Source organism: Amorphus sp. MBR-141 (assembly GCF_053628695.1).
The window spans coordinates 1-26,826 of sequence record NZ_JBRJGW010000005.1; the positions used below are offsets into that span (position 1 = coordinate 1).

The following is a 26,826-nucleotide window of genomic DNA, read 5'->3' on the forward strand; positions in this document are numbered from 1 at the left end:
TCCATCGCCTCGGCTGAAGCCTTCCTGCACGCCGCCTCCGTCATGCTCCTCGCAAGACGTCTGGCCCGCGCTCCATGAGTTTCGAGTCCGACTCTAAGAAATCAATCTAGCGGTTTCGATGAGGTCCCAGCGAAAGATAGCTACGAAACCATCGTCGTGCAATTTTCCGAGCGCTTCGATGAGGACGTGGTCTCAATAGCAAGACAGCGGCTCGGCAGTGAAGACGAGGCATTTTCACCGACTGCAGATTCAGCTGAACTTGATCTCCGGACGCGGCAACTCCTCTCCCGACCTCACCTTTCATTGCCGAGCGGTTCACTTCAGCCAGAAAGAGTAGAGGTTGGATCGGTCGCGTTCAAGCGTGACCCTTATGTGAAAGCGTATATTCTTCGACAGGCAAAAGGCAGATGCGAGGCATGCTCGGCACCAGCTCCATTTAAGACGGCTGCGGAAATGGACTTCCTCGAAGTGCATCACATGAAGCCCCTTGCGAATGGAGGGAGCGATCGCGTCCAGAACGCCGTGGCTCTTTGCCCAAACTGCCACAGGGCGCTTCACCACGCTGCCGACGCCGAAGAGCGGTCGTTATTGCTTTACAAACGTATTGGCCGCCTGATTCCCGAGTGATGGGGCGCAATGTTAACCTGGTCCGCTCGCGCGAGCATCACCGCGAGGCCGAAGTGGTCGGACAGTTGCCGCCCATCGGCGACGTCGCTGAGGCCGGTGACCGCGCGCGGCCCGGCGTCGTGGGCGACTTGGTCAAAGGCCGGCCGATATGCCGCCATTTTGGTGGTTGCTGGGTTCGAGGGCCTCTCGAACCCAGCCGTTGGGCAGTGCATCCCGGATCGATTGCCGAGCGTCAGCCCTCCAGCATGGCGCGATAGTCCATGGCCTTCAGGTCCGTGATCAGGTCCGGCCCGGTCGGTTCCCACCCCAGCTTCGCGCGCGTGAGCGCGCTGCTGGCGATCATGTCGAGACTGGCGAACATGGCGAACCAGCCGAAATGGTCCGCCGCCTGATCGGGAGCCAGGGAGATGACGGGCAGGTTCAGGCCGGCGCCCAGCACCTCCGCGATCCGGCGGGCGGTTATGCCTTCCTCGGCGACGGCATGATAGCGGGTGCCCGGTGGGCCCTTGTCGAACGCGAGGGCATAAAGTTTCGCGACATCGAGGACGTGCGCGGCAGGCCAGCGATTCAATCCTTCGCCCACATAGGCAAAGGCCCCTTTCTGGAGCGAGATCTGGATGTAGGGCGTGATGAGGCCCTGCCGGACCGTGTCGTGCACCTGCGGCAGGCGCATCACCGAGACGTTCACGCCCGCGTCCAGAAGCTGCTGTGCGGCCAGCTCCGACCCGACACGGGGATTGGGGTGGTGCGGATTGAATACATCCTCCGACGCGGGCCGACCGTCGCCGGCGTCGCCCATGTTGGTTCCCGTGGTGATCATCAGCGGCCGATCGGAGCCTTCGAGGACCGATCCCAGCGCTGCGATCACGCGCCGGTCCTTCTCGCAGTTGGCCGCGAAATTGGAGAAGTCATGGTCGAACGCCGTATGGATCACGGCGTCCGCATCAGTGGCCCCGGCGATGATGGCGGCGGGATCCTCGAGGGTGGCGAGATGGGGGCTGGCGCCCGCCGCGACGAGCACCTTCGCTCCCTCGTCCGATCTCGTCATGCCGACCACCTCGTGTCCGGCGGCGATCAGTTCGGGCACGATCCGCGATCCGATGAAGCCGGTCGCACCAGTCAGGAAAACACGCATCTGAAGCTCTCCGAGTTGTACGGAGAGGCAAGATGGCGTAGTTCTCTTCCTGTTAAAGTAGTGACTTTATCATGGTATAATAATCAACAGGGTCGACATGTCCCGCCAGGACGACAATCCGCTCGGCACGTTTCTGCGGGATCGACGCATGCGCCTCGACCCCGCCAGCTTCGGCTTCCCGACCGGTCGACGGCGGACACCGGGCCTGCGCCGCGAAGAGGTGGCGAGCCGCGCCCACATCAGCCCGACCTGGTACACGTGGCTGGAGCAGGGCCGCGGCGGCGCGCCGTCCGCGGACGTTCTGGAGCGCATCGCGGCCGGGCTCATGCTCACGGAGCCGGAACGCGAGCATCTGCATATCCTGGCGTTCGGCCATCCGCCCGAAGCGCGCTACAGGGCGCCGGAGAGCATCATCACGCCGCGGCTGCAACGGGTGCTCGACGCCATTCCCGCGAGCCCCGCCCTCATCCGGACCGCGACCTGGGACGTCATCGCCTGGAACCGGGCCGCGGCCGTGCTGCTGACGGACTATGGCCAGCTTCTTCCTCATCAGCGCAACGTCCTGCGGCTGATGTTCTCGGACTCCCGTGTGAGGGCTGCCCAGGAGGATTGGCTCCGCGTCGCGCGCTTCGTGGTCGGAGCGTTCCGGGCCGATGCGGCACGCGCCGGCGCCGGCGCCGAGATCGGCAAGCTGGTCGACGAGCTCTCCGTCATGAGCCCGGAGTTCGAGGCGCTGTGGCGCGACAACGAGGTCGTCGGCCATGGCGAGGGGGTCAAGCGCCTCCATCACCCCGAGCTCGGACCGATCGAACTCGAATTCTCCACCTTTGCCGTCGAAGGGCGGTCCGACCTGAACATGATGGTCTACACACCGGCGACGGCAGAGGTCGCCCGGCGCGTACAGGCGTTCCTCGCAACGCGATGACCGGCTGTTCGGTCTGGATGGTCGGCACGCGCCGTTTCTTTGATCGGAAGCCGATATTCAGGGTACAGCCTCCTGCGCTCGCGCAAGCACCACCGCGAGGCCGAAGTGGTCGGACAGTTGCCGGCCATCGGCGACGTTGCTCAGGCCAGTGACCGCGCGCGCGGTCAGGCTGGCGTCGATGTCGGGCGCGCAGGCCTCGATCCGCTGAGCGAGCACGCGCCCGGACCGGCCCTGCCGGGATTTCCACGCGAGGTTCCAGGTGAGGAGGGCAACTGTCATGGGCGGGGTCGTACCTCCTCGAACCGATGGACCCCATGGTATCCGGGACTGCCGGGTCAGAGCCAATCCGCTTGCGGCGCACGCAGCTGCCCTGGTCGCTGCCGGCTCCTCATAGACTGGCCGAGCAGGCGCTGCGAACTCCCGGCAGATTCCCGCGCACGCATTGCCGGGTGATCGGTCTCAGGGTTGCCGGGGACGCAGTCGAGCGCCCGTGGCCCACCGCATCGGGCATGCCGACGTTGGCCGGCAGGGCAGGGCGCGGAGCGGCGGCGGAATTCGCGCGGAACAGCGTGGTCCGGCGGGACCTTTGTGGGGTGCGGCGCGTTTCCGCACGCATCCGCCTCGCCGGTTTGCCGCGACGGTCTCCGGCGGGACGCCTGCGAGGCCTTGTTCTCCTGCCCTGGACCATCCATATGCCATCCAACGGGATGGAGGGCGTGATGGAAGAGACGGCGAAGGCGGGGCGCGACAAGGGCGGGGAGACGGAGAAGATCACCGTCAACCTCGGCCATGTGGACCTGGGGCGGATCGATCTGCTGGTGCAGGAGGGATTCTACTCGAACCGCGCGGATTTCATCCGCACGGCCATCCGCAGCCAGCTCGCCACCCACGGCGACGTGGTGACGCGCTCCATCGAACGGCACAGCCTGCAGCTCGGCCTCAGCGACTATCGCGCCGCCGACCTCGAAACGGCCCGGGATTCGGGCCGGAAACTGCACATCAAGGTGGTCGGGCTCGCCCGCATCGCCCCGGACGTCTCGCCCGAGCTTGCCCGCGCCGCGATCGGATCGATCACCGTGCTGGGGGCGCTGCAGGCGAGCCCCGAGGTGAAGAAGGCGCTGGCCGACCGCATCAGCTGACGCGCGATGCGGAAAAGGGGGAACCGGTTTTCCGCCCGCATCGCGCGTCACGACCCTGAGATCGCTCAGGTTTTCCAATTCGGCGGGGCGCGACCCGCCGGCGGGGCCCTCCAGCGCGGCGGCCCGCACCCAACAAGGACACGGTTCATGAAACCCGATTTTGCCACGGCCATGCGCTGGGCCACCCAGGCGACCCAGTCCGGCAACCCGAGCGCCGCCACGCGCATCCTGCAGGAGGCGCTGACCGGCCGGGCGCCCGCCGGCGGCGGGGCGGCAGGCGCCCCCGGGCCGGCCGACGGCTTCGCCGGCCGCACCCTCGATCTCGAGGCCAACGAGCCGCGCACGGCGACGGCGTCCGGTGAGGCCGCCCGCACCGCGGCAGCGGCTGAGGCGCCCGGCCAGCCAGGGCCGGCCGGCGCTGCGCCGCGGTCTTCCCCGAAGGCCGCGACCCGGAAGGCCGCGACGGAGACCGACCATCGGGCCGCGCGCCCGGCCGGGCCCTCCGGCCGGCCGCGGATGCCGATGGGCGAGGTGATCCGCCTCCTCAGCCGCACCGGCAAGGCCGGCCCGGACACGCTGCCGAACGTGCCCGGACGGCGCGGCGGGGCGACCCGGGCGGAGATGCCGGTGCCCGCCGGGGCCGAATTCGTCTCCCGCGCCTTCGCCTGTCCGGCCGGGGCGCGCGACTACAGGCTCTACCGGCCGGCGTCGGCGGGCAGCCGGCCACGGGCGTTGCTCGTCATGCTGCACGGCTGCCAGCAGGACCCGGACGATTTCGCCGTCGGCACCGGCATGAACGCGGTGGCCGAGGCGGAAGGCGTTCTGGTCGCCTATCCGGGACAGCCGGGCTCGGCCAACGCGTCCAGCTGCTGGAACTGGTTCCAGCCCGCCCACCAGGCGCGCAACGCCGGCGAGCCGGCGATCATCGCCGGCATCGCCCGGGAGCTGATGGAGGAGTTCGGCCTCGGCCGCGAGCAGGTGTTCGTGGCGGGGCTGTCGGCGGGGGCGGCGATGGCCGTCGTCCTGGGCCAGACCTATCCGGATCTCTTCTCCGCCGTCGGCGCCCACTCGGGCCTGCCGTACCGGGCGGCCAGCGACGTGGTGGGGGCGTTCGCCGCCATGCGCGGCCAGGCCGCCGACCGCGGCCGCTCGCCCACCGAGACCGGCAATTTCCGGGCGCCGACGCGCACCATCGTCTTCCACGGCAGCGCCGATGCGACAGTGCATCCGAGCAACGGCGCGATGATCGCCGCCGCTGTCGGCGAGGCCGGCGCCGCGCACACCTCCCGCAGTCGCGCCGACGGCGGCCGCGCCTATACCCGCAGCGTCGCCGCCGGTGCCGGCGGCGTCCCGGTGCTGGAACACTGGGTCGTCGACGGGGCCGGCCACGCCTGGGCGGGCGGGTCGGCGGCGGGCTCGTTCACCGACCCCGCCGGCCCGGACGCCTCGCGCGAGATGCTGCGCTTTTTCCTGGCCGAGAGCGCGCAGGCCTGAAAACGCGCAGCTCCGGTGGTCCGTCCGGAGCTGCGCGTTTCTGCGCGTTCGTGCGCGGTTTTGCGCGCGCGCAGCGGGTGGTGCCGGTGCGCGTCGGGGAGAGGGGGAACGCTTGGGTCACGGTGTGGTTGTCCCCGGGTCCCCAACCGGACGCCGCGCGCCATCGTGACGATGGCGGGCCGCCGTCCACGACCCGGAATCGGAATCCCCGCCATGTTCGGACTGCCCCTCTACGCCGATGCGGTCGTTCGCGGGCTCGTGCTCGGATCCGTCGCTCTCGTGTTCATCATCGTGATGGTCCGCTGCGTCGGGCTGCGGTCGTTCTCCAAGATGACCGCCTTCGACTTCGTCATCACCATCGCCACCGGCTCGCTGCTCGCCAACGCCGCGACGGCGACCACGTGGGACGGGTTCCTGCAGACCCTCGTCGCCATCGCCGCGCTGATGGGCGTCCAGGTGGCCCTGGCGCTCGTCCGGCGCTCGTCGGAGGAGGCCAGCCAGGCGATGGAGAACGCCCCGCTGCTTTTGATGCGCGACGGGGTGTTCATCGAGGAGGCGCTCGCCACCAGCCGGGTGAGGCGCTCGGACGTCTACGCCAAGCTCAGGGAGGCGAACGCGCTCGAACTGGACCGGGTGCGGGCCGTGGTGCTGGAGACCACCGGCGACATCAGCGTGCTGCACGGGGACGGGCTGGACGGCGTACTGCTGGAGGACGTGCGCTGAGGCGGCGCTTCGGGCCCGCCGCCGCGAGGCCGTGTTCCGGTCGCGGCGGCTGAAACGGTCGCGGTAGAGCCTCAGAGAGTGGCGATGATCGCCTCGCGCTCGGCCCGCATCGGCGCCAGCCGCTGGCGGGCGAGGGCGAGGACCTCGGCCGGTGCCTCCTGGGGCGTTCCGGCTGAGAACGGCGGCGCCGGCGCGTATTCCATCGCCAGCTGCACCGTCTGCGCCTCCAGCTCTCCGAACAGTTCTGCCAGCACGGTCAGGCCGAAGTCGATGCCCGAGGTGACACCGCCGGCGGTGATCAGGTTGCCGTCGCGGACCACCCGCCCGTCGACCGGGATGGCGCCGAAGCGGGACAGCATGTCGTGGGCGTTCCAGTGGGTGGTGGCGCGCCTGCCCTTCAGAAGACCGGCGGCGCCCAGCACCAGCGATCCCGTGCAGACGGAGGTGACCAGCCGCGCGCCCGCCGCCTGCCGACGGACGAAGTCCAGCACCTCGGCGTCGGTCAGCAGCGCGTTGATGCCGCCGCCGCCGGGCACGCAGATCACGTCGAGGGCGGGGCAGTCGGCGAAGGTGACGGTCGGGGCGAGGGTCAGGCCGGTCGCCGAGGTGATCGGCTCGAGATCCTTCCAGACCAGGTGCACCTGCGTCCCCGGTGCCGAGGCGAACACCTCGTAGGGGGCGGTGAGGTCGAGCTGCTGGACCTTCGGGAAGACGAGAAGACCGATCTGGAGCGGGGACGAGGCGGTGGCGGACATGGAAGCGTCTCCTGATTGACACCCTCACGCTAGCAGGCCCATGCTTGGCCGGAGAGACAATCACCCCTCCGTTCAGGCCAAAATGATCCGCCGCATCGACGTCCTCGCCTTCGCCAACTGCCAGCTGCTCGATGTGGCCGGGCCCCTGCAGGTGTTCGCCACCGCCAACGACCTGGCGCGGATCGGGGGCCGGGCACCGCCTTACGAGCCGGTGGTCGTCGGCGTCGAGGCGCCGGTCGTGACCTCGTCGGGGTTGAGCCTTGGCGCGGCGCCGCTGCCGGAGGCCGGCACGCCCGTCGACACGGTGATCGTGGCGGGGGGATGGGGCGTCGACCGGGCCTGCGAGGACGCGCGGCTGCTCGCCTGGATCGGCGATCGCGCCGCCGCGGCGCGGCGGGTGGCGTCGGTGTGCAGCGGCGCTTACCTCCTGGCGACGGCGGGGCTTCTGGACGGGCGCCGCGCCGCGACCCACTGGCAGCGGTGCGAGGATTTCGCGCGGCGGTTCCCGAAGGTGCGGGTCGAGCCCGATCCGATCTTCCTGCGCGATGGCGACGTGTGGACCTCGGCCGGGGTGACGGCGGGCATCGACCTGGCGCTGGCGCTGGTGGAGGCGGATCTCGGGCGGGAGCCGGCGCTGGCGATCGCCCGCCAGCTGGTGGTCTTCCTGAAGCGGCCGGGCGGCCAGTCGCAGTTCAGCGCGGCGATGGCCCTGCAGGGCAGCGACCGGCGCTTCGACGACCTCCACGCCTGGATCCTGGACAACCTCGACCGCCGCCTGACGCTCTCCGATCTCGCCGACCGCGCCGGCATGAGCGTCCGCAGCTTCACCCGCCACTATCACAAGGCGACCGGGCGGACGCCGGCGCGGGCCATCGAGGAGCTGCGGCTGGAAAGCGCCCGCCAGCACCTGGAGCAGGGCGGCAACGTCGCCCGGGTCGCGGCGCGCTGCGGCTTCGGCGCCGAGGAGACCATGCGGCGGGCCTTCCAGCGCCGCCACAGCGTCAGCCCGCAGGCCTATCGCGAGCGCTTCCAGTCGACCGACCTGGCAGGCTGAGCCCGACGGCCGGCCGGACCGTTCCCGGCTTTCCCGGAACCCGGGCTGCCTGCCCTTCATCCGCGGCGACGCGGGAGTGCAGCGGGGATGCGGGCGCCGCCCAGAGCAATTTCCTCCCGACCTTGTGTGACCACCTGACCAGAAAATGTGCTGGCGTTGCCGAAGTATCGGACCTGCGCCGGGATCCATCCGGCGCCACGCGCGTTGTCGAGGCAGGGGTGAGACTTCCCTCCTTGCCGAACGACCCGGTCCGATGCAGCAGCACCGTGCCGGCCGCTGCCGTTGCGCTGGGTCATGACCGGCTGAGGCGCCAGCCTTCTGGCGAACGCGTCCGCGCCCGGTCTTCTGCGAAACGGCCGGCCCGCGCGTCGTCCGTGGCGGACGCCGGCCACGATCGGGCGATCGCATCAACACCGTCGGGGAGATCAACGTCATGTCCATGTCGAGCGAAAAGGCCGGGGCCAACGGCGCCTGGCTTCTGTGCCTCGCCGCGCTGGTCGCGGTGGTGGTGTCCGCCATCAACGCGTTCAACGCGGGGAACGGCATCGCCTTCACGGCGGGCTCCTATCTGGTCCTGGTGACGAGCGTTCTCCTGCTGGTGGGGTCGGTCGCGCTGATCTGGAGCACCAGCCTGCCGCGCATCGCGGCGGTGGTCTTCGCGATCCTCGTGCTGCTCGACATCCTGGGAACCGGGTTCGCCGCCTGGCTGCTGGAGGCGGACGTTCTCCTCGGGGCGATCGTCGTGGCCGCCATCGGCTGGGTCGTCTACGTCGTGTTCGATCCCGCCCGCGAGCGCCCCGCGTACCCCTCCGTCCGACAGGGAGCCTGAGCCATGACCGCCAATTTCGCCACGCTTGCGGCCTCCACCGCGCTGGCCCTGTCGCTTGCGGGGGCTCCGGCGCTCGCCCAGGAGCAGACCCCCGCACCCGAGCAGCCGGCTGCCGGGCAACCCGCCGCCGGCACGCCCGGCTCCGAAGCGCCCGATAGCGGCACGACGACCGTTCCGGCGGGGCAGGGCGCCACCGTGGAGCAGGGGCCAGCGGCGGCCTCCACGCCGAAGAAGTCCGGCCCCGACGCCTGGATGGAGACGCCGGACACGTGGGCGACCTTCAACGGCGACCTGAAGGCGCAGAAGTACTCTCCCGCCAGCCAGATCACCCCGGACAACGTCGGCGACCTCGCCAAGGTCTGGGAATACCACACCGGCGACGTGTCGGACGGCTCCGGCGAGGTGCCGACGAGCGTCTGGTCGGCGACGCCGCTGTTCGTCAACGACACGCTCTATTTGGGCACGCCCTTCTACCGGATCGTGGCGCTGGAGCCCGACACCGGCCGGGAGAAGTGGACCTACGATTCCCACGCCGTGCTCGAGGCGCTGACCCAGCCGGCGATGAAGAACCGGGGCGTGGCCTACTGGCAGGAAGAGGAGCCGCAGGACGGCGAGGCCTGCCAGAAGATCGTCTACATCGGCACCATGGATGCCAAGCTGCACGGCGTCGACGCCGACACCGGCGAGCCCTGCGCCGGCTTCGGTGACGAGGGCGTGGTGGACGTGAACCAATGGAACACGGTCAACGACAAGTGGCCGCTGTCGCTGCTGCAGCCGCCGACGGTCTATCACGACACGCTGTTCCTGGGCTGGGCCGGCAAGGACTGGACCGACAGCGCCGGCCCTCCCGGCACCGTGTTCGCCCTCGACGCGCGCACGGGGGCGCTGAAGTGGATGTTCCACGCGCTGCCCAACGACGTCATTTCCCGGACCGGAACGGCCAACGTCTGGGCGTCGATGTCGATCGATCCGGAGCGCGGCCTGCTGTATCTTCCGGTCTCGTCGCCGAGCCCGAACTACTATGGCGGCAACCGGCTGGACGACATTCCGCTGGCAACCTCGGTGACGGCAGTCGACACCGAGACCGGCAAAGTGGTGTGGAGCCGCCAGCTCATCCATCACGACATCTGGGACTACGACACGGTGGCCCCGCCGACGCTGGTCGACATCGAGAAGGACGGGGCGACGGTTCCGGCGCTGGTGCAGACCTCCAAGCAGGGCTTCATCTACGTTCTCAACCGCGAGACCGGCGAGCCGATCTATCCGATCGAGGAGCGGGCGGTGCCGGCGTCCGACATCGAGGGCGAGCAGGCCGCGCCCACCCAGCCGTTCGTCGACACGCCGCCGCCTTTGGTGGAAGAGGACTGGCCCGGCGTGTTCTGGCTTGCCGACGCGGTCAGCTTCGGCGAGTGCTCGGCGCGCGCCAAGAAGTACCGCTGGGAAGGCCGCTTCACCCCGCCCAGCCTGGAAGGCACCATCGCCTATCCGCCGACGACCGGCGGCGCCCAGTGGGGCGGCGGTGCCGTCGATCCGCGCACCGGCATCTACATCGTCAACGCCAACAGCGTCGTGCAGATCTACACGCTGATCCCGCGCGAAGACTTCGAGGAGAAGAAGCAGGAGGGGGAGGTGTCCGGCTTCTACAAGCAGGGCGAGGTGCCCTACGGCTTCAAGCTGGAAACCTTCGTCAACTGGGCCGGCATGCCGTGCTGGAACCCGCCCTACGGCACCATCCAGGCCTATGACCTGAAAACGGGCGAGCGGCTGTGGCGCCGGCCGTTCGGCAAGGTGCAGCGCTACGGCTTCTACATGCCGGACGACTGGGGGTCGGTGACCATCGGCGGCCCGGTGATCACCGAGACGGGCGTGGTGTTCATCGGCGCTTCGATGGACTCGCGCGTCCGCGCCCTCGACCTGAAGACCGGCGACGAGCTGTGGAGCGCGCTGGTGGACGCTCCGGCGGTCTCGCTGCCGGCGGTCTACACCTACAAGGGCCGCCAGTACGTGACCTTTGCGGTCGGCGGCAACACCATCCTGTCGCCGAACGTCAGCGACCAGGTGGTGACCTACGCCCTGCCCGAGTAGGCGGGTTGCGCGTCTCTTCCACCTTATCGGAAAGGCTTGAGGAGCCCCGCGTCCGGCAACCGGACGCGGGGCTTCGCCGTTTCAGGCCGCGTCGAGGAAGCCGGTGACCGAGGCGATGCGGCCGTCGTCGTCGAGGCGGACGATGTCGGTGCCCTGGACGACCGGGCTCGCGTCGGGGGCGATCAGCGTCCACGAGAAGCGGACGACGTCACCGTGGCCGTCCGGGGTGCCGTGCAGGCGGAAGCTGTGGCCGGGGAACCGGTCGCGGGCGCCGGCGATCATCGTGGCGATGCCGTCGTGGCCGCAGCCCTTCATCATCGGGTCGGTGTAGTCGGCATCCTCCGCCCACGCCGTTCGCAGCAGGTCGTGGCGGCGGGTCTGATCCGCCGCGTTCCAGGTGGCGAGATAGGCGTCGGCAATGGCGTTCGGGTCGTGCATGGGGTCTCTCCATCGATGCGCCGGCAAGTCCGGCAGGCCGCACCCTGACGCGCCGGCCGAGCGGCTTCCATTACCTGCGAGGTCATGGCCACCCGGATCCGCCTCGGCCATGATCGGCGTCATGACGATGGAAACCGACGCCCCCACCGCCACCCCGACAACGGCCGGCGACATGCTGCGCGCCTGGCGCCGCCGCCGGCGCATGAGCCAGCTCGACCTGGCGCTGGGCGCCGAGATCTCGACCCGGCACCTGTCCTTCGTGGAGACGGGGCGCGCGGCGCCGAGCCGGCAGGTGCTGATGCGGCTGGCGGAGGAGCTGGCGCTGCCGCTGCGGGCCCGCAACGCGCTGCTGGTGGCGGCCGGGTTCGCGCCGATCCATCCGGAACGGCCGCTGGACGCGCCGGACATGGCGCCGGCACGGGAGGCGATCGCGCGCATCCTCGAGGCGCACGAGCCATACCCGGCGCTGGCGATCGACCGGCGCTGGACGCTGATCGCGGCGAACCGCGCGGTGGCGCCGTTTCTGGAGGGCGTCGACCCGGCGCTCCTGCAGCCGCCGGCCAACGTGCTGCGGCTGAGCCTGCATCCGGACGGGCTCGCGCCGCGCATCGAGAATCTCGGCGAGTGGCGCGCGCACCTTCTTCACCGGCTGGGCCAGCAGGTCGACCAGACGGCCGATCCGGTGCTGACGGAGCTGCTCGCCGAGCTGTCGGCCTATCCGTCGCGGGCCACCTCGGGCCCGGTCAGCCCGTCCTCCGCCATCGCCGTGCCGCTCAGCGTGCGCGGACCGGACGGAACCCGGCTGTCGTTCCTGTCGACGACGACAGTGTTCGGCACGTCGACCGACGTGACGCTGGAGGAAATCGCGCTGGAGTGCCTGTTTCCGGCCGACGAGGCGACGCGGCGGATCCTGCAGGAAAGCGCGGAGGCGCGGCGATGAGCGTGACCTATGCGATCCGGTTCGCCGTGCGGCCGGCGGAGCGCGCGCGGTTCGAGGCCCTGCTCGCCGGCGTGCTCGACGCCATGCGCCACGAGGCGACGTTCGTCGATGCGGCGCTGCACGCCCATCCCGAAGACCCGTGCGATGTGCTTCTCGTCGAGACCTGGGAGGACCACGACGACGTGGTCAATGTGCAGCTCGGCCGGGACTACCGGCAGGCCTGGCATGCGGCGCTGCCGGAGCTGCTGGAGCGTCCGCGCGACGTGTCGATCTGGACGCGAACGCGTGTGGACGGCCGGGCCGGGGACTAGCGGCGGCCGGGATGCCGGCCGCCGGGTCGCTTGGATCAGACCGCGCTGACGGCTTCCGGAGCCGACGGCAGGACGATGACCTTGGTGCCGACGGGAACGCGGCCGTACAGGTCGATGATGTCCTGGTTGAACAGGCGCACGCAGCCGGACGAGACCTTCTTGCCGATGGTGTGCGGCTCGGTGGTGCCGTGGATCCGGTAGAGCGTGTCGCGGCCGTCCTGGTAGAGGTAGAGCGCGCGCGGGCCGAGCGGGTTGGCCGGGCCGCCGTCCATGCCGTCGGCAACGGGGCCGTAGCGCTCCGGCTCGCGGGCGATCATGTCCTTGGTCGGCGTCCAGCGCGGCCATTCCGCCTTGCGCCCGATGCTCGCCTCGCCCTGGAAGTTGAACGCCTCGGTCTTGCCGACGCCGACGCCGTAGCGCATCGCCTTGCCGCCCTCACGGACCAGATAGAGAAAGCGCGCGCCGGGATCGACGACGATGGTGCCGGGCCGCTCGTAGGTCGGATAGTCGACCTCCTGGCGCAACAGGCGCGGATCGACCTTCGACACGTCGACGCCCGGGATCGGCCAGGGCTCGGTGGTGATCGGCCCGTACATGGCGACGTAGTAGGGATCGGGCACGTAGGCGTTGGAGGCCGCCTGCATGGTCGGCTGGCGCTGGGTGACGCAGCCACCGACCGCAAGGGCGAGACCGACGAGAACAGATCGTCTGCTAAGCGACATCATTCATCCAATATTCGAGTAGAGGGCACGAAATCGATCATGCCGCGGGGAAAGGAATTGCGCTATGGTTATGACTGCATGGAACACATAACCGGATGGCATAGATGGATCTCAAGACCCTTCGCGCGTTCGTTCGCACGGTGGAGCGTGGTTCCCTGACGGCTGCTGCCAGCGATCTCGCCATATCGCAACCAGCGGTAACAAAACATGTACGTAAGCTCGAGACGTACGTGAACGCGCGCCTTCTCGAACGCACCTCGCGCTCGGTCCGGCCGACAGCGTCGGGACTGGCGCTGTACGAGGCCGGCCGGGACGCGCTGGCGCAACTCGATGCGGCGCTCGAAGGCGTGCGCAGAGAAATGGGCGAAATCGAGGGCACATTGCGCCTCTTTGCGCCATCGTGTGTCGGGGCACGGCAATTTCACAGGAGTGTGTTGGCATTTCAACACGATCACCCGAAGGTGAGCGTCGATCTCGTGCTCGACAACCGTGAGGTCGACCTGGTCTTCGAGAACTTCGATCTGGCCCTGCGCTATGGCCGCCCGGCGGGCCAGGACACCATCGTGCGGCGGATCGGGGTGGTGCGGCGCATTCTGGTCGCGGCGCCCGACTATCTCGCCCGGGAAGGCGCCATCGAGACCCTGGCGGACCTGGCGACCCGTCCACTGGTCGCGACGACGTCGATCCTGAAATCCGGTGACGTGCTCCAGATCTCCGGCGACGGGAAGAGCGTCGATCTTCCGGTCTGCCCGAGCCTCAGGACCAACAACGCCGACGTGCTGGTGAACAGCCTGGTGGCCGGGCGTGGTCCCGGGCCGGTGCAGTCCATCCTGGTCGAGGCTGAACTGAAGAGCGGCGCGCTGGTGCGGATCCTGCCGGACTACGAGGTGGAGCCGGCCGACCTGTTCCTCGCCTACCCGTCGTCACGCTACATGCGGCCGGTGGTGCGCGCCTTCATCGACCATCTGGTGCCGAACCTGCAGGCCGTCGAGGGAATCGCCTGAGGCTGCGGGCGCGGCAGCCGCGCCCGACGTGGCCGCCGGAGCAAAGGGGGTCAGATGCGGATCTTCTCCGCGGCGGTGGCCGGATCGCCGGTGTTCGGCGTGCCGGCGGGCTCGATGAGGAGCAGCTCGACCTCCTCCTCGGCCACGGGGCGGTGCTCGACGCCCTTCGGCACCACGTAGAGGTCGCCGGGCCCGAGCTCGACCGACCCGTCGCGGAACTCGATCACCAGATGGCCCTTCAGCACGTGGAAGAAGTCGTCGGTGTCGGGATGGGAATGCCAGACGAAGGCGCCCTTGAGCTTCACCACCATCACGTCGTGGCCGTTGAAGGAGGCGACGATGCGCGGCTTCCAGTGCTCGGAGAAGCTGGCGAGCTTGTCGGCAAGGCGGACGGCGAGCGGCGTCATGGCTCTAGCGGTCGATCCGGAGCTTGCCCGACCGCGCCGCCTCGACCAGTTCGTCGTGCTCGCGCTTCCGGCGCGCCTGGGCGATGACGATGATCGCGTGCAGCGACGGGATCAGCAGCAGGAAGGCGAACGTGAACAGGGTCAGCAGCGACAGCACGATGACCAGCACGATGAGGATCAGGTTGAACAGCGCCGAGAACACCTTGCCCTCGAGAAGGAGCGCAAGCGGCGGCAGGAAGAAGGCGAGTACGTAGATCATGGTCGTCGGCCTCCGCGGGCAAAGTCGCTTTGCTCCGGATCCGGCGGGACTGCCCGCCCGGAACGTCGCTCGATGGAAGTCAGTCGGTCCGTTCGGCGGCTGCCCGGACGATCGGTCGATCGCGCGCGCCGCGGGCTGCGACGACAGGGGCGTCGAGGCTCCACCAAGATAGGATGCGTCTAGACCCGCTGCCACCCCTGAGGACCCAGGTGTTCCTGGGGCTGGAAGCGGACCTTGTAGTCCATCTTCGGCGATCCATCGACCCAGTAGCCGAGATAGACGTAGGGCAGGCCGCGCTCGCGGGCGCGGCGGATGTGGTCGAGGATCATGTAGGTGCCGAGGCTGCGGCGGTTCTCGGCCGGATCGTAGAAGGAATACACCATCGACAGCCCGTCGGAGAGCACGTCGGTGAGCGCCACCGCCATGAGCGGGCCAGTGCCGCTGCCGGTCACCGCGGTGTCGGGACCCGCCTTGCGGTACTCCACCAGCGTGGTCTCGACATGGGTGTCCTCCACCATCATGGCGTAGTCGAGCACCGACATCTCGGCCATGCCGCCGCTGGCGTGCCGGGAATCCAGGTAGTCGCGGAAGAGCGCGTACTGCTCCGACGACGGTGCCGACGGGATCTCCTCGCCGACCAGGTCGCGCGAGGCCGCCAGGATCCGCCGGAACGACCGCGTCCAGTCGAAGCCGTCGACGCAGACGCGCACGGAGACGCACGACTTGCAGCCCTCGCAGGCCGGCCGGTAGGCAATGTTCTGCGACCGGCGGAAGCCGCCCTGGGTCAGGATGTCGTTCAGCGCCGACGCGCGGTCCCCGACCAGGTGGGTGAACACCTTGCGTTCGAGGCGCCCCTCCAGATAGGGGCAGGGCGCGGCCGCCGTCAGGTAGAACTGCGGATTGTCGCTGTATTGCCGCGTCATTGCGTTCAGTCCGGTCCCTAGCTTTCCGCGTGGCGGCGGACGGTCGGCGGGCGTGCCGCCCCACGCTCGTCGACCAGGCTTGCCTGGCCCCTGCCGCTCGGCGGAGGGCCGACCCGCATCGTGTATCCGACTCGGCCGGTTCCTCACAAACCGTAGTACCAGGGCGCCGCCAGCGAAAATGTCACCCACAAGATAAGCACCAGTGGCGTTCCCGCGACAACAAAATCCCGAAACCGATAATGGCCCGGCCCCATGACCAGGAGATTGGTCTGGTAGGCCACAGGTGTGGCGAAAGAACAGTTGGACGCGAGGATCACCGTCACCACGAACGGTTCGGCCGGCAGGCCGAGGCGTTGAGCCACGCCGATGGCGATCGGCGTGAACAGCACCGCCGCGGCATTGTTGGTGACGAAGTTGGTGGCGACCGCGATCACCAGGAACAGCGCCGAGAGGACCAGCGCCGGCGAACTGCCGTCCATCGCCGACAGCACGCGGGCGGCCACCGCCGTCGCCCCGCCGGTGGCCTCCAGCGCGGTCGCCGAGGCGATCGCGGACGCCACCAGCATGACGATGCGTCCGTCGATGACGCGCCCGGCCTGGCGGATGTTGAGGCAGCCGAAGACCAGCATGGCGAGCGCGCCGAAGAGCGCCGCGGCGACGATGGGCACCAGCTCGAAGGCGCTGGCCGCGACCATCACGGCGAAGATCAGGAAGGCGCGCGGCGCCTTCGCCCGCTGATGCACCTCGCTCGCCGTCCAGTCGACGAGCAGCACGTCATGGTTGGCGCGCAGCCGCTTGATGCGGTCGCGGGCGCCGGCGAACAGGAGGACGTCGCCGGCCTCCATGCGGATGTCGGTCATCGGCGTGCGCGGCATCCGGCTGCGGCGCTGGATGCCCAGCACCACGCAGCCGGTGTCGCTGCGGAAGCCCGCCTGGGCGGTGGTGCGCCCGATCAGCCGCGAGCCGGGCGCGACGATCGCCTCGGCGAGCGTCACCACACCCTCGACGCGGGGACCGTCGGCGTCCCCGGGCGGGCTGGCGGCGTCCGACATGATGGAGCGGTGCTGGGAGAGGGTGCGCTCCAGCGCCGCCCGGGTCGCCGCCACGATGACGAGGTCGCCGGGCTGCAGCGTCACGTCCTCGAACGGCGGCAGGATGGCGCGCTCGCCGCGCTGGACGAGGCGCACCGTCATGTCGGCGAGCTTGGGGAACAGTCCGGCCGTCGCCGCCGCGCCGACGAGGGGATGGCCGTCGCGGACCTGGATCTCGGCGATGAACTGCTTGCCGGCGCCGCTGCGCACCTCGTCGGCCATCGACCGCCGGGGCGTCAGGATCCGCGGCATGACGGCCAGCACGTAGACCGCGCCGACCGCCGCGAGGATCAGCGCGATCGGCGTGAAGGAGAAGAAGGACAGGTCGGCGACGCCGGCCCGGCGGGCGACGTCGACGGCGAGCAGGTTCGTCGACGAGCCGATCACGGTGGTCATGCCGCCGAGGATGGTGATGAACGACAGCGGCATCAGGAGGCGGGAGCCGGAGCGGTTCACCGCCGCGCCGAGGGCGACCATGACGGGGAGAAACATGACCACGACCGGCGTGTTGTTCATGAACGCGCTGAGCGTTCCGATCGCCAGGAACACGCCGGCCAGTGCCAGCGCCCCGTAGCGGCGCACGACCGCGACCATCATGGCGGAAGGCTGCTCGAGCGCATCGGTGTGGTAGAGGCCCTGTCCGACCACCAGCAGCGCGAGGATGGTGATCAGGCCGGGGTTGGAGAAGCCGGCGAGGAGGTCTCCTGCCGACAGGTCGGGCCCGCCCGTCGGCAGGCCGGCGACCGGGAACATCGCCAGATAGGCGACGATGACCCCGAGGCTGACCGCCTCGATGGAGAAGCGCTCCGTCGCGTAGAGCACGACGGAGACGGCGATGACGCCGAATGTCAGCCACATCGCGAGGTCGGGCATGGACATCATCGGGCGCGATCCGGGCACGCGGGGCCGTCAGCCGGCCCCGCTCTCGCGCAGGCTTGCAGCTCTCCCGGGACGGTGTCGAGCCCAGGCGGAGACGTGCGGCCGGCGGGATGGGCGAAAGGAGCGCGCAGATTGCACGTTCGCGCCGGCCGCCGGAAGAAATCCGGTTCTCAATCGCGGGGCGGGAGGAGCAAACGTGTTTCGGGGAATCGCGGCGGGCACCGCCCGCGGGCCGGCGCCGGAAGCGGTCTCCGCCGACGCCGATCGTCCGCCCGGCCGGGCCTCAGGCCTGCGGCGCCGCGAGGTCCAGCTCGAGCTGACGCAGCGCGGCGGAATCCACCATCACCGTGCCGAGCACCATGTCGTGCAGCAGCCGCTTGCGGTCGGAGAAGAAGGCGACCAGCAGCACCAGCGGCGTGAGGAAGCTCACCGACGCGTAGAACAGGACGGCATGCACCGCGGCGAGCAGCGGATAGACCTTGCCGCCGTGGAACAGCCGGAGCTCGATGCCCATCGCCCGCATGCCGGGCGTCGCCGAGTTGGAGCCGCCGAGGCTGAAGGCGATGTAGATGAGGGCGACGGCGGGCCAGAGGATGGCGAACAGGATCCAGGCGAGGCCGAAGGTGATGATGCCGAGCAGCAGGACCGCCAGCGAGGCGGCGAACATCAGCACGGTGATCAGCACGCAGTCCATCATGAAGGCGACCGAGCGCCGCATCCTGAGCCCCGAATAGAGCTGCGGGTAGGCGAGGGGGTCGAACAGCGGGTGGTCCTCGGTGTAGTCGGCCGCGGCGGTCATAGGCAGTCTCCCAAAAGGTCGCTCCGTCGCAGATGGTGTGCCCGCGCGCCGATGTCAAAAGGCGGCAGAGGGCGCTCAGAAATGGGATTCTGCGGCGTCCAGGCGGTCGACGGTCAGCCCGAGCGCCTCGATGCCGGTGACGATCTCGGCCGCATGGGCGGCGTCGCGCGTCTCGATGGTGAAGTCGACCGAGGTGCCCTTGGCCGGGATGTTGAGGAACAGGCGGTGGTGCGACACCTCGAGGATGTTGCCGCCAAGCCGGCCGATCGCCGCGGCGATCTCGCCGAGCACGCCCGGCCGGTCGTGGATCACCACGCGGATCGCGACGATGCGCTCGCCGCGGGCCAGCTCGCGCACCATGATCGAGGCGAGGATGCGCGCATCGATGTTGCCGCCGCACAGGACGAGGCCGACCTTGCGGCCGGCAAACCGCTCCGGCGCCATCATGACGGCGGCAAGACCGGCAGCGCCGGCGCCCTCGGCCATGGTCTTCTGGAAGGTCAGGTAGGCGTTGACGGCGCGCTCGATGGAGGGCTCGTCAACGAGGATGATGTCGTCGACCAGCGCCCGGATGATCGACAGGGTCAGGTCGCCGACGTTCTTGACGGCGATGCCCTCGGCCAGCGTGTTGCCGCCGCAGGCCACGGTCTCGCCGCGCAGCGCGCCCCACATGGACGGGTAGAGCGCGGTCTCGGTGCCGACGATGGCGATGTCGGGCTTCAGCGCCTTTGCCGCGATGGCGATGCCGGAGATCAGCCCGCCGCCGCCGATCGGCACGACGATGGTGTCGAGGTCCGGCACGTCCTCCAGCATCTCCAGCGCGATGGTGCCCTGGCCGCGGATGACGTCGGGATCGTTGTAGGGGTGGATGAGGGTGAGGTTCTGCTCGGCCTGGAGCCGCTCGCACTCGAGCTGGGATTCCGCCAGCGTCTCGCCCTTGAGCACGACCCGCGCGCCGCGCGACTGGGTCGACTGGACCTTCACGAACGGCGTCTGCTCCGGCATGACGATGGTGGCGGCGATGCCCAGGCGGCTGGCGTGATGGGCGACCGACTGGGCGTGGTTGCCGGCCGACATGGCGATGACGCCGTTGCGCCGTTCCGCCTCGCTCAGCTGCAGCAGGCGCACCAGCGCGCCGCGGTCCTTGAACGAGTTGGTGACCTGCATGTTCTCGTACTTGACGAGAATCTCGGTGCCGACCAGCTGGGAGAGCTTCGGCGCCGGCAGGAAGGGCGTTCGGACGACGTCCGCGCCGATCAGCCGGGCCGCGTCGCGAATGGCCTCCAGGTCCGGGGCGGCCCGGCTCGGTGTCACGCTGGCGCTCGCGGTCATGTCGGCATCCCCATCCCCCCGTTCCGTCCGCCGTTCGCCGTCTTCCGTCAGCCGCGCGTCCGCATCATGGGCGGGCCTGCCTCAGGCGTTCCGCGATCCGCACGGCGAAATAGGTCAGCACGCCGTCGGCGCCGGCCCGCTTGAAGGCCTGCAGACTTTCCATCATCACCCGGTCGCCGTCGAGCCAGCCGTTGCGCGCCGCGCCTTCGAGCATCGCATACTCGCCGGACACCTGATAGGCGAAGGTCGGCACCTGGAAGGTGTCCTTCACCCGGCAGATGATGTCGAGATAGGGCATGCCCGGCTTGACCATGATCATGTCGGCCGCCTCGGCCAGATCGAGCTCGACCTCGCGCAGCGCCTCGGCCGCGTTGCCGGGGTCCATCTGGTAGGTCCGTTTGTCGCCCTTCAGCGCCGTGTTGGAGCCGATGGCGTCGCGGAACGGCCCGTAGAACGCCGAGGCGTACTTGGCGGCGTAGGACATGATCTGCACGTGGGCGAAGCCGGCCTCGTCGAGGGTCGAGCGGATCGCGCCCACCCGGCCGTCCATCATGTCCGAGGGGGCGATGACGTCGGCGCCGGCCTGCGCCTGGACGAGGGCCTGGGCGCACAGCTGCGCCACCGAGGCGTCGTTGACGATCTCGTCGCCGGACATCAGCCCGTCATGGCCGTGGCTGGTGTAGGGGTCGAGCGCGACGTCGGTGACGATGCCGATCTCCGGCACGGCGTCCTTGATGGCGCGCACGGTGCGGCAGATCAGGTTGTCGCCGTTCAGCGCCTCGCTGCCCTCCGGGTCGCGCAGCGCGCTGTCGGTGTAGGGGAACAGCGCGATCGCCGGGATGCCGAGCTTCGCCGCCTTCTCCACGTCGCGCACCGCGTGGTCGATCGACAGCCGGTCGACGCCCGGCATGGTGGCCACCTCGTCGCGGCGGTCGTGGCCGTCGATCACGAACAGCGGCCAGATCAGGTCGTCGACGGTCACCGTCGTCTCGCGCACGAGCCGGCGGGTCCAGTCGTTCTGGCGCAGGCGGCGCAGGCGCCGTCCCTGCAGGATGTCGCGCATGTCTGCCGACGTTCCCGGGGTGGGGCGTTCGATCTTCATCACGGGCCTCCGGCGCTGGGGTCTTCGGGGAGGCGGCGCCCTCCGGGAGCGCCGTCGTCCGGTGCGCCTTATTAGGCCCGTTCGAGCCGCGGGTCCAAGGGCTTGGCCGCGACGCAATGTTGCGCTTTGCCAGCGAAGGTCGATTCACGGTAGGGAGATGCAGGGGCGCGGCGCGCGCGAGCAACGAATTCGGGGCAGGATGAGCGACGAAGTCGTCTTCGAGAGGCACGGCAACACCGGGCTTGTGATCCTCAACCGTCCCACGGCCCTGAACGCGCTGACCCACGACATGGTGCGCGCGCTCTACGCGACCCTCAGGGAGTGGGCGAGCGATCCGCAGGTCCGCCAGGTGATCGTGACGGCGGCGGGCGACCGGGCGTTCTGCGCCGGGGGCGACATCCGCTACATCTGGGCGACGGGCCGCGAGCGATACGCGGAGGCGGTGTCGTTCTTCCGCGACGAGTATCGCCTGAACGTGCTGATCAAGCGCTTTCCCAAGCCCTACGTCGCGCTCATCGACGGCATCTGCATGGGCGGCGGCGTCGGTATTTCGGTGCACGGGTCGCACCGGGTCGCCACCGAGCGCACCGTGTTTGCCATGCCGGAGACGGGGATCGGCTTCTTTCCCGACGTGGGCGGCTCCTACATCCTGTCGCGGATGCCGGGCCACAGCGGGCTGTACGCCGGCCTGACGGCGGCCCGGCTCGGCCAGGCGGACTGCCTGTGGGCCGGCCTGGCGACCCATGCGGTCGAAGCGGGCGCGATCGGCGGCATCCTGGAGCGCCTGCTCGCCGGGGGCGATCTGGAAGGAACGCTCGCCGAGGCCAGCGTCGCGCTGGACCTCTCGCCGCTGCAGGAACTCCAGAGCGACATCGACCACTTCTTTGCGAAGCCCAGCCTGGACGAGATACTCGCCGCCCTGGTCCACGCCGATGCCGGCATGAAATGGGCTCGCGAGACGCTGGAGACGCTGCGCGCCCGCGCCCCCAGCTCGCTGGCGATCACCTTCGACGAGATCAGCCGCGCCCGCGACCTGTCGTTCGAGGAGTGCATGGCGATGGAGTACCGCATCGTGTCGCGCATCCTCCAGCACGCGGACTTCTACGAGGGCGTGCGGTCGGTGCTGGTGGACAAGGACGGGACGCCGCGCTGGCAGCCGGGCCGGGTCGAGGACCTTGATCCCGCCGTGATTTCCGCGCATTTCGAGCCGCTCCCCGAGGGGGAGCTCGCCTTTGACTGAGCGCGGTGCGCCCCGGGCGGCACCCGACGGCCGGGAGGGCCGACAGAAGAGTGCGTAACGACGGATGATCGATATCGAGGGCCTCAGGGTCGAGACGGCGAAGTTCAGCTGGCGCACCGCCATGACCTGGTACATGCGCGCGCTCGGCGTCGCGTGGATGGCCACCGGGACGGTGGACTGGGCCCGCATCGTCGGCGTGCTGCAGGTCCGCGGCGTCTGGTTCTGGGACCTCCAGGTCGAGCTGCAGATCGCGGTCGTCTACTTCGCCGTCCTCAGCCTCGTGGCCGGGGTGGGGATGTGGCTGACGGTGTCGTGGGGCACGGTGCTCTGGATCCTCGCCGCCACCAGCCAGATCCTCTGCCACACGGTGCTGACGGACCTGTTCGGATCCGGCATGCTGGTGGTCGGCGCCAACGTGCTGACGGTCATGGTCTATATCGGGCTGGCGGTAATGGTGGAGCGCGAAGACCCGCGCTGACGCCCGGGCTTTGCGAGGAAGTTGCTCCAGTCCGTTGATATGGATGGTCTTTCAGGGCGCGATCGGGGCGGGGCGGTGACCGCCGGCCCCGGCGAACGAGACAATCTGCGAGGAGACGCACAGGCATGGCTCGGATCGGCTTCATCGGACTGGGAAACATGGGCGGCCCGATGGCGGCCAATCTCCTGAAGGCTGGCCACACCGTCTCCGGCATCGACCTCAACGAAGCCGCGCTCAGCCGGTTCGCCGACGCCGGCGGCCGCAGGGCCGCGTCGATCGTCGAGGTGGCGGGCGAGGCGGACGCGATCATCACCATGCTGCCGGCCGGCCAGCACGTGCGCTCGATCTATCTCGGCGACGAGGGGATCGTCGCCCAGGCGCGTCCCGACACGATCCTCATCGACTGCTCGACCATCGACGTGGAGACGTCCCGGCTGGTTGCCGACCGGGCGGAGCAGGCCGGGATCGCCATGGTCGATGCGCCGGTGTCGGGCGGCGTCGGCGGGGCGGAGGCGGGGACGCTGACCTTCATGGTGGGCGGCACGCCGGAGGCGTACGAGGCGGCGAAGCCGTTCCTCGAGCTGATGGGCAAGACCGTGGTGCACGCCGGCGGCGCCGGCAACGGGCAGGCCGCCAAGATCTGCAACAACATGGTGCTGGGGATCTCGATGATCGCCGTGTCGGAGGCGTTCAACCTGGCCGACAAGCTCGGCCTCGACCGCCAGGCGCTGTTCGACATCTCCTCCAAGGCGTCGGGCCAGTGCTGGTCGCTGACGACCTACTGCCCGGTGCCCGGGCCGGTCCCCACCTCGCCGGCCAACCGCGACTACCAGGCGGGCTTCACCGGGGCGATGATGCTGAAGGACCTGAACCTCGCCCAGGAGGCGGCGCGCACCACCGGGACGGCGACGCCGCTGGGCGCCGGCGCCCAGCAGCTCTACACGCTGTTCGCCGCCGACGGACAGGCCGGCCGGGACTTCTCGGCGATCATCGAATACCTGCGCGGCGGCAGCGCCGAGGCCGAGTAGGCCGCCGCCGGAACTCGGGCGCGGATCCGGCGACGGCTGGGACGAAGTTTCGACCTCAAGCCCTTGATCCGAGACGATTTTTTCCGGCGAGATTCGGCCCCTATTTTTCCGGGCCCTGGTGCAGGATGAAGCCGCCGGCACGCCGCACGTCCTCCTCGGTGACGGGACCGTAGAACTCCTCCACCGCGTAGTGCTTGCCCCGGTCGGTCTCGGCGAGGCCGAAGCCGTAGATCGTCACGTCGGTCTTGAAGATGTGCTTGCGGTGCTCGGGGCTGCCCATCCACTGCTCGTGGAGCTGGCGCACCGCGGCCTTGTCGGCCGGCGTCGCGCACTTGTAGCAGCGGGCGATGTTCTCGGCGAAATGACCGTAGAGCGAGCCGCCGGCGCGTTTGTAGCGGTCCGGCGGCTCGCCGCCGGTCGGCGAGACGTGGGAGTAGTAGTTGCGCCGCCGCATGTCGTCGGCGTGGGCCTGGGCGGCGGCGCTGAGCTTGGCGTCGAGGACCAGCGGGTGCAGGCCGGCCTTCGCCCGCTCCTGGTTGACCAGCGACAGGCTGTAGACGCGCAGCGTCTCGATGTTGCTGCTGGCGGCGCTGGCGGTGCCGGAGCCGGAGGCGCACGCGGCGACGACGCCCGCGACCGCGAACGATGCGAGCAGGCGCACCAGGACACGCAAGCGCCGGGCGCGAAGCGGATCCATGATCATCAGCGGACCCGCGCGATCACTGGCCGTCCACCGTCACCGGATCGGAGGTGAGCCGCACCCGGCTGGTCTCCACCACGAACACCATCGTGCTGTCGGCGGTGGCGCCCGCCGGCATCGCGACGGTGGCCTCCAGGGTGCCGTCGGCGGCGGTGGTGACGGTGTCGATCACCACCGGCTCGGTCTCGGGCGCGCCGGCGCCGATGGTCACCTCGGTTCCGCCCGGAAGCCCGCTCGCGGTGATGGTGACGCTTTCCCCCGGGCTGGCCGAGGCCGGGGTGACGATGATGTCGGGACCGGCGACGTTGGGGGCCTCGACGCCGGGGATGCCGACGCGGGCGCCGGCGTCGCGCAGGTTGGCGTCGAGTTCCGGATGGTCCTTCAGGTAGTCGGAGACCGACTGGCCGGCCCGGTCGGCGGCGTCGCGGATCTCCTCGCTGGCGCGCCCGCTGAGGTCGCGGATCCTGTCGCCGGCCTGCTGGGCCGAGTCCTGGATTTCCTCGCCGGCGCTGCGGAGCGCCCCCTTGGCCCGTTCCGTCCAGCCCCCGCCGAGCGGACCCGGCAGCGCGATTTCGGTGCCCGGCCGCACCGTGCCCGGAACCAGCGCGGGGTTGGCGTCGGTGATCTCGTCGACGGTGACGTCGCAGCGGGCGGCGACGTCGCTCAGCGTCTCGCCCTCGACGACCACGGTCTGGGACCCGCAGTCGGCGGCAAACGTCGGAACGGCGGGGGCGACGAGACAGGCGGCGAGGCCGCAGGCGAGGAGGGGGTGCTTCATGTCGGTCGTCTCCTGACGGGATGCATCTTGGCGGAACATGGGTCAGTGAGGCGAACGGCGCCACAAGGCCGGAGTTCCTGAACGTCGGCGTGACCTTATTGCCACAAGTTGATGATTCACTCCCGATTCATCTTATCCCTTAAGGAGGCCTTAGCGCGGCCGGCCGAGGGTTGGCCCTGTTGCACGCACCCGACCCAAGACGGCGCGGCACGACAGGAGGCTCAACGATGACGATGCAATTCGGAGCGCCGGCGCGCCCGGCCGCCCTTTCCGCCGACGAGCTGAAGCCGGTCTTTCTCGACGCCGTGAAACTCGTGGAGCGCGTTCATCGCCGCTTCCTCGACGTGGTGAAGGACGAGTTCGACCGCCTCGGCCGCACCGATGTCTCGAACGTCCAGGCGGTGCTGATCTATTATATCGGCGACAGCGCGGTGACGGCGAGCGAACTGAAGACCAGGGGCTACTATCTCGGCTCCAACGTCTCCTACAACGTCAAGAAGCTGGTCGAGCAGGATCTGGTCCGCCAGGAACGCTCCGACAGCGACAAGCGCACCGTCCGGCTGACGCTGACGGAGACGGGGCAGGAGATCGCGGCGATCGTCGAGGCGCTGTTCGACCGCCACATCCACACGATGACCGCGATCAGCGCCATCGATCCGTCGGACCTGCAGGCGATGACGACCGCCCTGCAGCGCCTCGACCGCTTCTGGCAGGACCAGATCCTCTACCGCATGTAGTGCCGTCCGCCCGGGTCGATGCGGCCCGGGTGCGGCCGGCTTCGCGCGCGCCGCCTGCCGTTACAGCCGCGCCTTGCGTGCGGCCGCCGGCGGCCAGGGCAGGAAGGCGCTGGTGCGCGCCTTGTAGGCGGCGAAGCCCGTCCTTGTCTCGGCCACGTGGTCCTCGGTCAGCTTGAGGGAGACCGCGGTGATCACCAGGGTGAGGACCGCCGGCCCGAGGAAGGACCAAAGGCTGCCCGACAGGCCGTAGGCGACGATCGCCAGGCCCCACCACAGCACCACCTCGCCGAAATAGTTGGGATGCCGGCTCCAGGCCCACAGGCCGGTGTCGAGGACCGTGCCCGCCCGGGCCGGGTCGTTCCGGTGGGCGGCCAGCTGGGCGTCGGCGATGGCCTCGATGACGAAGCCGATGGCGAAGGCGGCAAAGCCGAGCGCCACGACGGCGGTGTTCGGCACCGCCGCGGCGAGGCCGATCGCGACGAGGATCGGCATGGCGATCAGCCACTGCAGCACGGCCTGCAGCAGGAAGATGGAAAACAGGCTCTTCCACCAGAAGGCCGGGCCCCCCTGCGCGCGGAAGCGTCGGTATCGGCCGTCCTCGGCCCGTGCGCGCCGGTGCCGGCGGACGACGTAGTGGGTGAGGCGGGCGGCCCAGACGATGACCGCGAACAGGAACGCCGCCTGGAGCGCGCCGGCGGGCGGGCCCATCCAGAAGGCGAGGGCTGCGATGATGACGAAGCCGGGCCCCCAGTAGTAGTCGATGACGCTGGCATCGCCGACGTCGACATGAATTCGCCACATCAGCGTGAACATCAGCGCCGTACTCAGGAAGGTCGTCAGCAGAATCAATCCGAGGGAAGCGGGCATCAAACCTCCGTGTTCCGGTAAGCTA

Annotated in this window: 29 protein-coding genes and 1 pseudogene; 15 read left to right on the plus strand and 15 right to left on the minus strand. The window is 69.6% G+C overall.

The features are described 5' to 3' along the window. Window positions 1-156: 156 nt before the first annotated feature. The gene (locus ACSSVZ_RS08150) at window positions 157-627 is read left to right on the plus strand and encodes an HNH endonuclease (RefSeq protein WP_453969309.1); all 471 of its coding nucleotides are present in this window, start codon (window positions 157-159) and stop codon (window positions 625-627) included. 232 nt (window positions 628-859) lie between these two features. Here ACSSVZ_RS08150 and ACSSVZ_RS08155 read toward each other — a convergent pair whose 3' ends face one another. Then, window positions 860-1,762 carry an SDR family oxidoreductase gene (locus ACSSVZ_RS08155; RefSeq protein ID WP_453969310.1) on the minus strand — a complete coding sequence of 301 codons (903 nt, stop codon included), beginning with the start codon at window positions 1,760-1,762 and terminating at the stop codon, window positions 860-862. Between the two features lie 97 nt (window positions 1,763-1,859). Between ACSSVZ_RS08155 and ACSSVZ_RS08160 the strand changes: the two genes are divergently transcribed. Then, entirely contained in the window at window positions 1,860-2,687 is an 828-nt protein-coding gene (locus ACSSVZ_RS08160) for a helix-turn-helix transcriptional regulator (RefSeq protein WP_453969311.1), read from the plus strand. A gap of 57 nt (window positions 2,688-2,744) precedes the next feature. On the opposite strand, the gene ACSSVZ_RS08165 is transcribed toward ACSSVZ_RS08160, so the two are convergent. After that, window positions 2,745-2,966, minus strand: coding sequence for a hypothetical protein (locus tag ACSSVZ_RS08165; protein WP_453969312.1), 222 nt, complete (start codon window positions 2,964-2,966; stop codon window positions 2,745-2,747). 413 nt (window positions 2,967-3,379) lie between these two features. On the opposite strand from ACSSVZ_RS08165, the gene ACSSVZ_RS08170 reads away from it, so the two are divergent. The 3 genes from ACSSVZ_RS08170 (at window position 3,380) to ACSSVZ_RS08180 (ending at window position 6,043) form a co-directional block, all read left to right on the plus strand. After that, entirely contained in the window at window positions 3,380-3,826 is a 447-nt protein-coding gene (locus ACSSVZ_RS08170) for a CopG family transcriptional regulator (RefSeq protein WP_453969313.1), read from the plus strand. Between the two features lie 147 nt (window positions 3,827-3,973). Continuing rightward, entirely contained in the window at window positions 3,974-5,320 is a 1,347-nt protein-coding gene (locus ACSSVZ_RS08175; protein ID WP_453969314.1) for an extracellular catalytic domain type 1 short-chain-length polyhydroxyalkanoate depolymerase, read from the plus strand. 213 nt (window positions 5,321-5,533) lie between these two features. Further along, window positions 5,534-6,043, plus strand: a complete 510-nt coding sequence (locus tag ACSSVZ_RS08180; protein WP_453969315.1) for a DUF421 domain-containing protein — start codon at window positions 5,534-5,536, stop codon at window positions 6,041-6,043. Between the two features lie 71 nt (window positions 6,044-6,114). On the opposite strand, the gene ACSSVZ_RS08185 is transcribed toward ACSSVZ_RS08180, so the two are convergent. Then, on the minus strand, window positions 6,115-6,798 hold the full coding sequence (locus ACSSVZ_RS08185; protein ID WP_453969316.1) for a DJ-1/PfpI family protein: 684 nt from the start codon (window positions 6,796-6,798) through the stop codon (window positions 6,115-6,117). Window positions 6,799-6,883: 85 nt separating this feature from the next. Between ACSSVZ_RS08185 and ACSSVZ_RS08190 the strand changes: the two genes are divergently transcribed. The 3 genes from ACSSVZ_RS08190 (at window position 6,884) to ACSSVZ_RS08200 (ending at window position 10,766) form a co-directional block, all read left to right on the plus strand. After that, window positions 6,884-7,852 carry a GlxA family transcriptional regulator gene (locus tag ACSSVZ_RS08190; RefSeq protein WP_453969596.1) on the plus strand — a complete coding sequence of 323 codons (969 nt, stop codon included), beginning with the start codon at window positions 6,884-6,886 and terminating at the stop codon, window positions 7,850-7,852. Between the two features lie 433 nt (window positions 7,853-8,285). Next, window positions 8,286-8,681 carry a hypothetical protein gene (locus ACSSVZ_RS08195; RefSeq protein ID WP_453969317.1) on the plus strand — a complete coding sequence of 132 codons (396 nt, stop codon included), beginning with the start codon at window positions 8,286-8,288 and terminating at the stop codon, window positions 8,679-8,681. A gap of 3 nt (window positions 8,682-8,684) precedes the next feature. Next, a complete protein-coding gene (locus ACSSVZ_RS08200; RefSeq protein WP_453969318.1) occupies window positions 8,685-10,766 on the plus strand; it encodes a pyrroloquinoline quinone-dependent dehydrogenase in 2,082 nt (693 codons plus the stop codon). 81 nt (window positions 10,767-10,847) lie between these two features. On the opposite strand, the gene ACSSVZ_RS08205 is transcribed toward ACSSVZ_RS08200, so the two are convergent. After that, complete coding sequence (locus ACSSVZ_RS08205; RefSeq protein WP_453969319.1) at window positions 10,848-11,204, minus strand: nuclear transport factor 2 family protein; 357 nt, start codon at window positions 11,202-11,204, stop codon at window positions 10,848-10,850. 109 nt (window positions 11,205-11,313) lie between these two features. Here ACSSVZ_RS08205 and ACSSVZ_RS08210 point away from each other — a divergent pair, with 109 nt between their 5' ends. Continuing rightward, window positions 11,314-12,144 carry a helix-turn-helix domain-containing protein gene (locus tag ACSSVZ_RS08210; RefSeq protein WP_453969320.1) on the plus strand — a complete coding sequence of 277 codons (831 nt, stop codon included), beginning with the start codon at window positions 11,314-11,316 and terminating at the stop codon, window positions 12,142-12,144. Next, window positions 12,141-12,455: a putative quinol monooxygenase gene (locus tag ACSSVZ_RS08215; protein ID WP_453969321.1), complete on the plus strand. Its 315-nt coding sequence runs from the start codon at window positions 12,141-12,143 to the stop codon at window positions 12,453-12,455. Before ACSSVZ_RS08210 ends, ACSSVZ_RS08215 begins: the two co-directional genes overlap by 4 nt. Before the next feature lie 35 nt (window positions 12,456-12,490). Here ACSSVZ_RS08215 and ACSSVZ_RS08220 read toward each other — a convergent pair whose 3' ends face one another. Further along, window positions 12,491-13,177 carry a L,D-transpeptidase gene (locus ACSSVZ_RS08220; protein ID WP_453969322.1) on the minus strand — a complete coding sequence of 229 codons (687 nt, stop codon included), beginning with the start codon at window positions 13,175-13,177 and terminating at the stop codon, window positions 12,491-12,493. Window positions 13,178-13,281: 104 nt separating this feature from the next. On the opposite strand from ACSSVZ_RS08220, the gene ACSSVZ_RS08225 reads away from it, so the two are divergent. Further along, window positions 13,282-14,181: a LysR family transcriptional regulator gene (locus tag ACSSVZ_RS08225; RefSeq protein WP_453969323.1), complete on the plus strand. Its 900-nt coding sequence runs from the start codon at window positions 13,282-13,284 to the stop codon at window positions 14,179-14,181. Window positions 14,182-14,231: 50 nt separating this feature from the next. Here the strand turns inward: ACSSVZ_RS08225 and ACSSVZ_RS08230 are convergent, their stop codons facing one another. The 7 genes from ACSSVZ_RS08230 to hemB form a co-directional block, all read right to left on the minus strand. Beyond that, complete coding sequence (locus ACSSVZ_RS08230) at window positions 14,232-14,588, minus strand: cupin domain-containing protein (RefSeq protein WP_453969324.1); 357 nt, start codon at window positions 14,586-14,588, stop codon at window positions 14,232-14,234. Window positions 14,589-14,592: 4 nt separating this feature from the next. Beyond that, the gene (locus ACSSVZ_RS08235) at window positions 14,593-14,847 is read right to left on the minus strand and encodes a hypothetical protein (protein ID WP_453969325.1); all 255 of its coding nucleotides are present in this window, start codon (window positions 14,845-14,847) and stop codon (window positions 14,593-14,595) included. A gap of 179 nt (window positions 14,848-15,026) precedes the next feature. After that, the gene (locus ACSSVZ_RS08240) at window positions 15,027-15,770 is read right to left on the minus strand and encodes an arginyltransferase (RefSeq protein ID WP_453969326.1); all 744 of its coding nucleotides are present in this window, start codon (window positions 15,768-15,770) and stop codon (window positions 15,027-15,029) included. 143 nt (window positions 15,771-15,913) lie between these two features. Beyond that, entirely contained in the window at window positions 15,914-17,734 is a 1,821-nt protein-coding gene (locus tag ACSSVZ_RS08245; RefSeq protein ID WP_453969327.1) for an SLC13 family permease, read from the minus strand. Between the two features lie 289 nt (window positions 17,735-18,023). After that, on the minus strand, window positions 18,024-18,539 hold the full coding sequence (locus tag ACSSVZ_RS08250) for an RDD family protein (protein ID WP_453969328.1): 516 nt from the start codon (window positions 18,537-18,539) through the stop codon (window positions 18,024-18,026). A 75-nt stretch (window positions 18,540-18,614) separates the two neighbouring features. Further along, window positions 18,615-19,871: a threonine ammonia-lyase gene (locus ACSSVZ_RS08255; RefSeq protein WP_453969329.1), complete on the minus strand. Its 1,257-nt coding sequence runs from the start codon at window positions 19,869-19,871 to the stop codon at window positions 18,615-18,617. 64 nt (window positions 19,872-19,935) lie between these two features. Continuing rightward, on the minus strand, window positions 19,936-20,973 hold the full coding sequence (gene hemB / locus ACSSVZ_RS08260) for a porphobilinogen synthase (RefSeq protein ID WP_453969330.1): 1,038 nt from the start codon (window positions 20,971-20,973) through the stop codon (window positions 19,936-19,938). Window positions 20,974-21,172: 199 nt separating this feature from the next. On the opposite strand from hemB, the gene ACSSVZ_RS08265 reads away from it, so the two are divergent. The 3 genes and pseudogenes from ACSSVZ_RS08265 to mmsB form a co-directional block, all read left to right on the plus strand. Further along, the gene (locus tag ACSSVZ_RS08265) at window positions 21,173-22,213 is read left to right on the plus strand and encodes an enoyl-CoA hydratase/isomerase family protein (RefSeq protein ID WP_453969331.1); all 1,041 of its coding nucleotides are present in this window, start codon (window positions 21,173-21,175) and stop codon (window positions 22,211-22,213) included. A 64-nt stretch (window positions 22,214-22,277) separates the two neighbouring features. After that, window positions 22,278-22,691 carry a DUF6163 family protein gene (locus ACSSVZ_RS08270; RefSeq protein WP_453969332.1) on the plus strand — a complete coding sequence of 138 codons (414 nt, stop codon included), beginning with the start codon at window positions 22,278-22,280 and terminating at the stop codon, window positions 22,689-22,691. A gap of 101 nt (window positions 22,692-22,792) precedes the next feature. Continuing rightward, window positions 22,793-23,719 (plus strand): annotated as a pseudogene (mmsB, locus tag ACSSVZ_RS08275) (3-hydroxyisobutyrate dehydrogenase); the annotation flags it as partial. Between the two features lie 100 nt (window positions 23,720-23,819). Here mmsB and ACSSVZ_RS08280 read toward each other — a convergent pair. Continuing rightward, window positions 23,820-24,422: a CAP domain-containing protein gene (locus ACSSVZ_RS08280; protein ID WP_453969333.1), complete on the minus strand. Its 603-nt coding sequence runs from the start codon at window positions 24,420-24,422 to the stop codon at window positions 23,820-23,822. Between the two features lie 16 nt (window positions 24,423-24,438). Then, window positions 24,439-25,197, minus strand: coding sequence for a LysM peptidoglycan-binding domain-containing protein (locus ACSSVZ_RS08285; RefSeq protein WP_453969334.1), 759 nt, complete (start codon window positions 25,195-25,197; stop codon window positions 24,439-24,441). Window positions 25,198-25,424: 227 nt separating this feature from the next. Here ACSSVZ_RS08285 and ACSSVZ_RS08290 point away from each other — a divergent pair, with 227 nt between their 5' ends. After that, window positions 25,425-25,934: a MarR family winged helix-turn-helix transcriptional regulator gene (locus tag ACSSVZ_RS08290; RefSeq protein WP_453969335.1), complete on the plus strand. Its 510-nt coding sequence runs from the start codon at window positions 25,425-25,427 to the stop codon at window positions 25,932-25,934. Window positions 25,935-25,994: 60 nt separating this feature from the next. Here ACSSVZ_RS08290 and ACSSVZ_RS08295 read toward each other — a convergent pair whose 3' ends face one another. Next, window positions 25,995-26,801 (minus strand): DUF1295 domain-containing protein, encoded by an 807-nt coding sequence (locus ACSSVZ_RS08295; RefSeq protein ID WP_453969336.1) that lies wholly within the window; start codon window positions 26,799-26,801, stop codon window positions 25,995-25,997. Window positions 26,802-26,826: the final 25 nt, after the last annotated feature.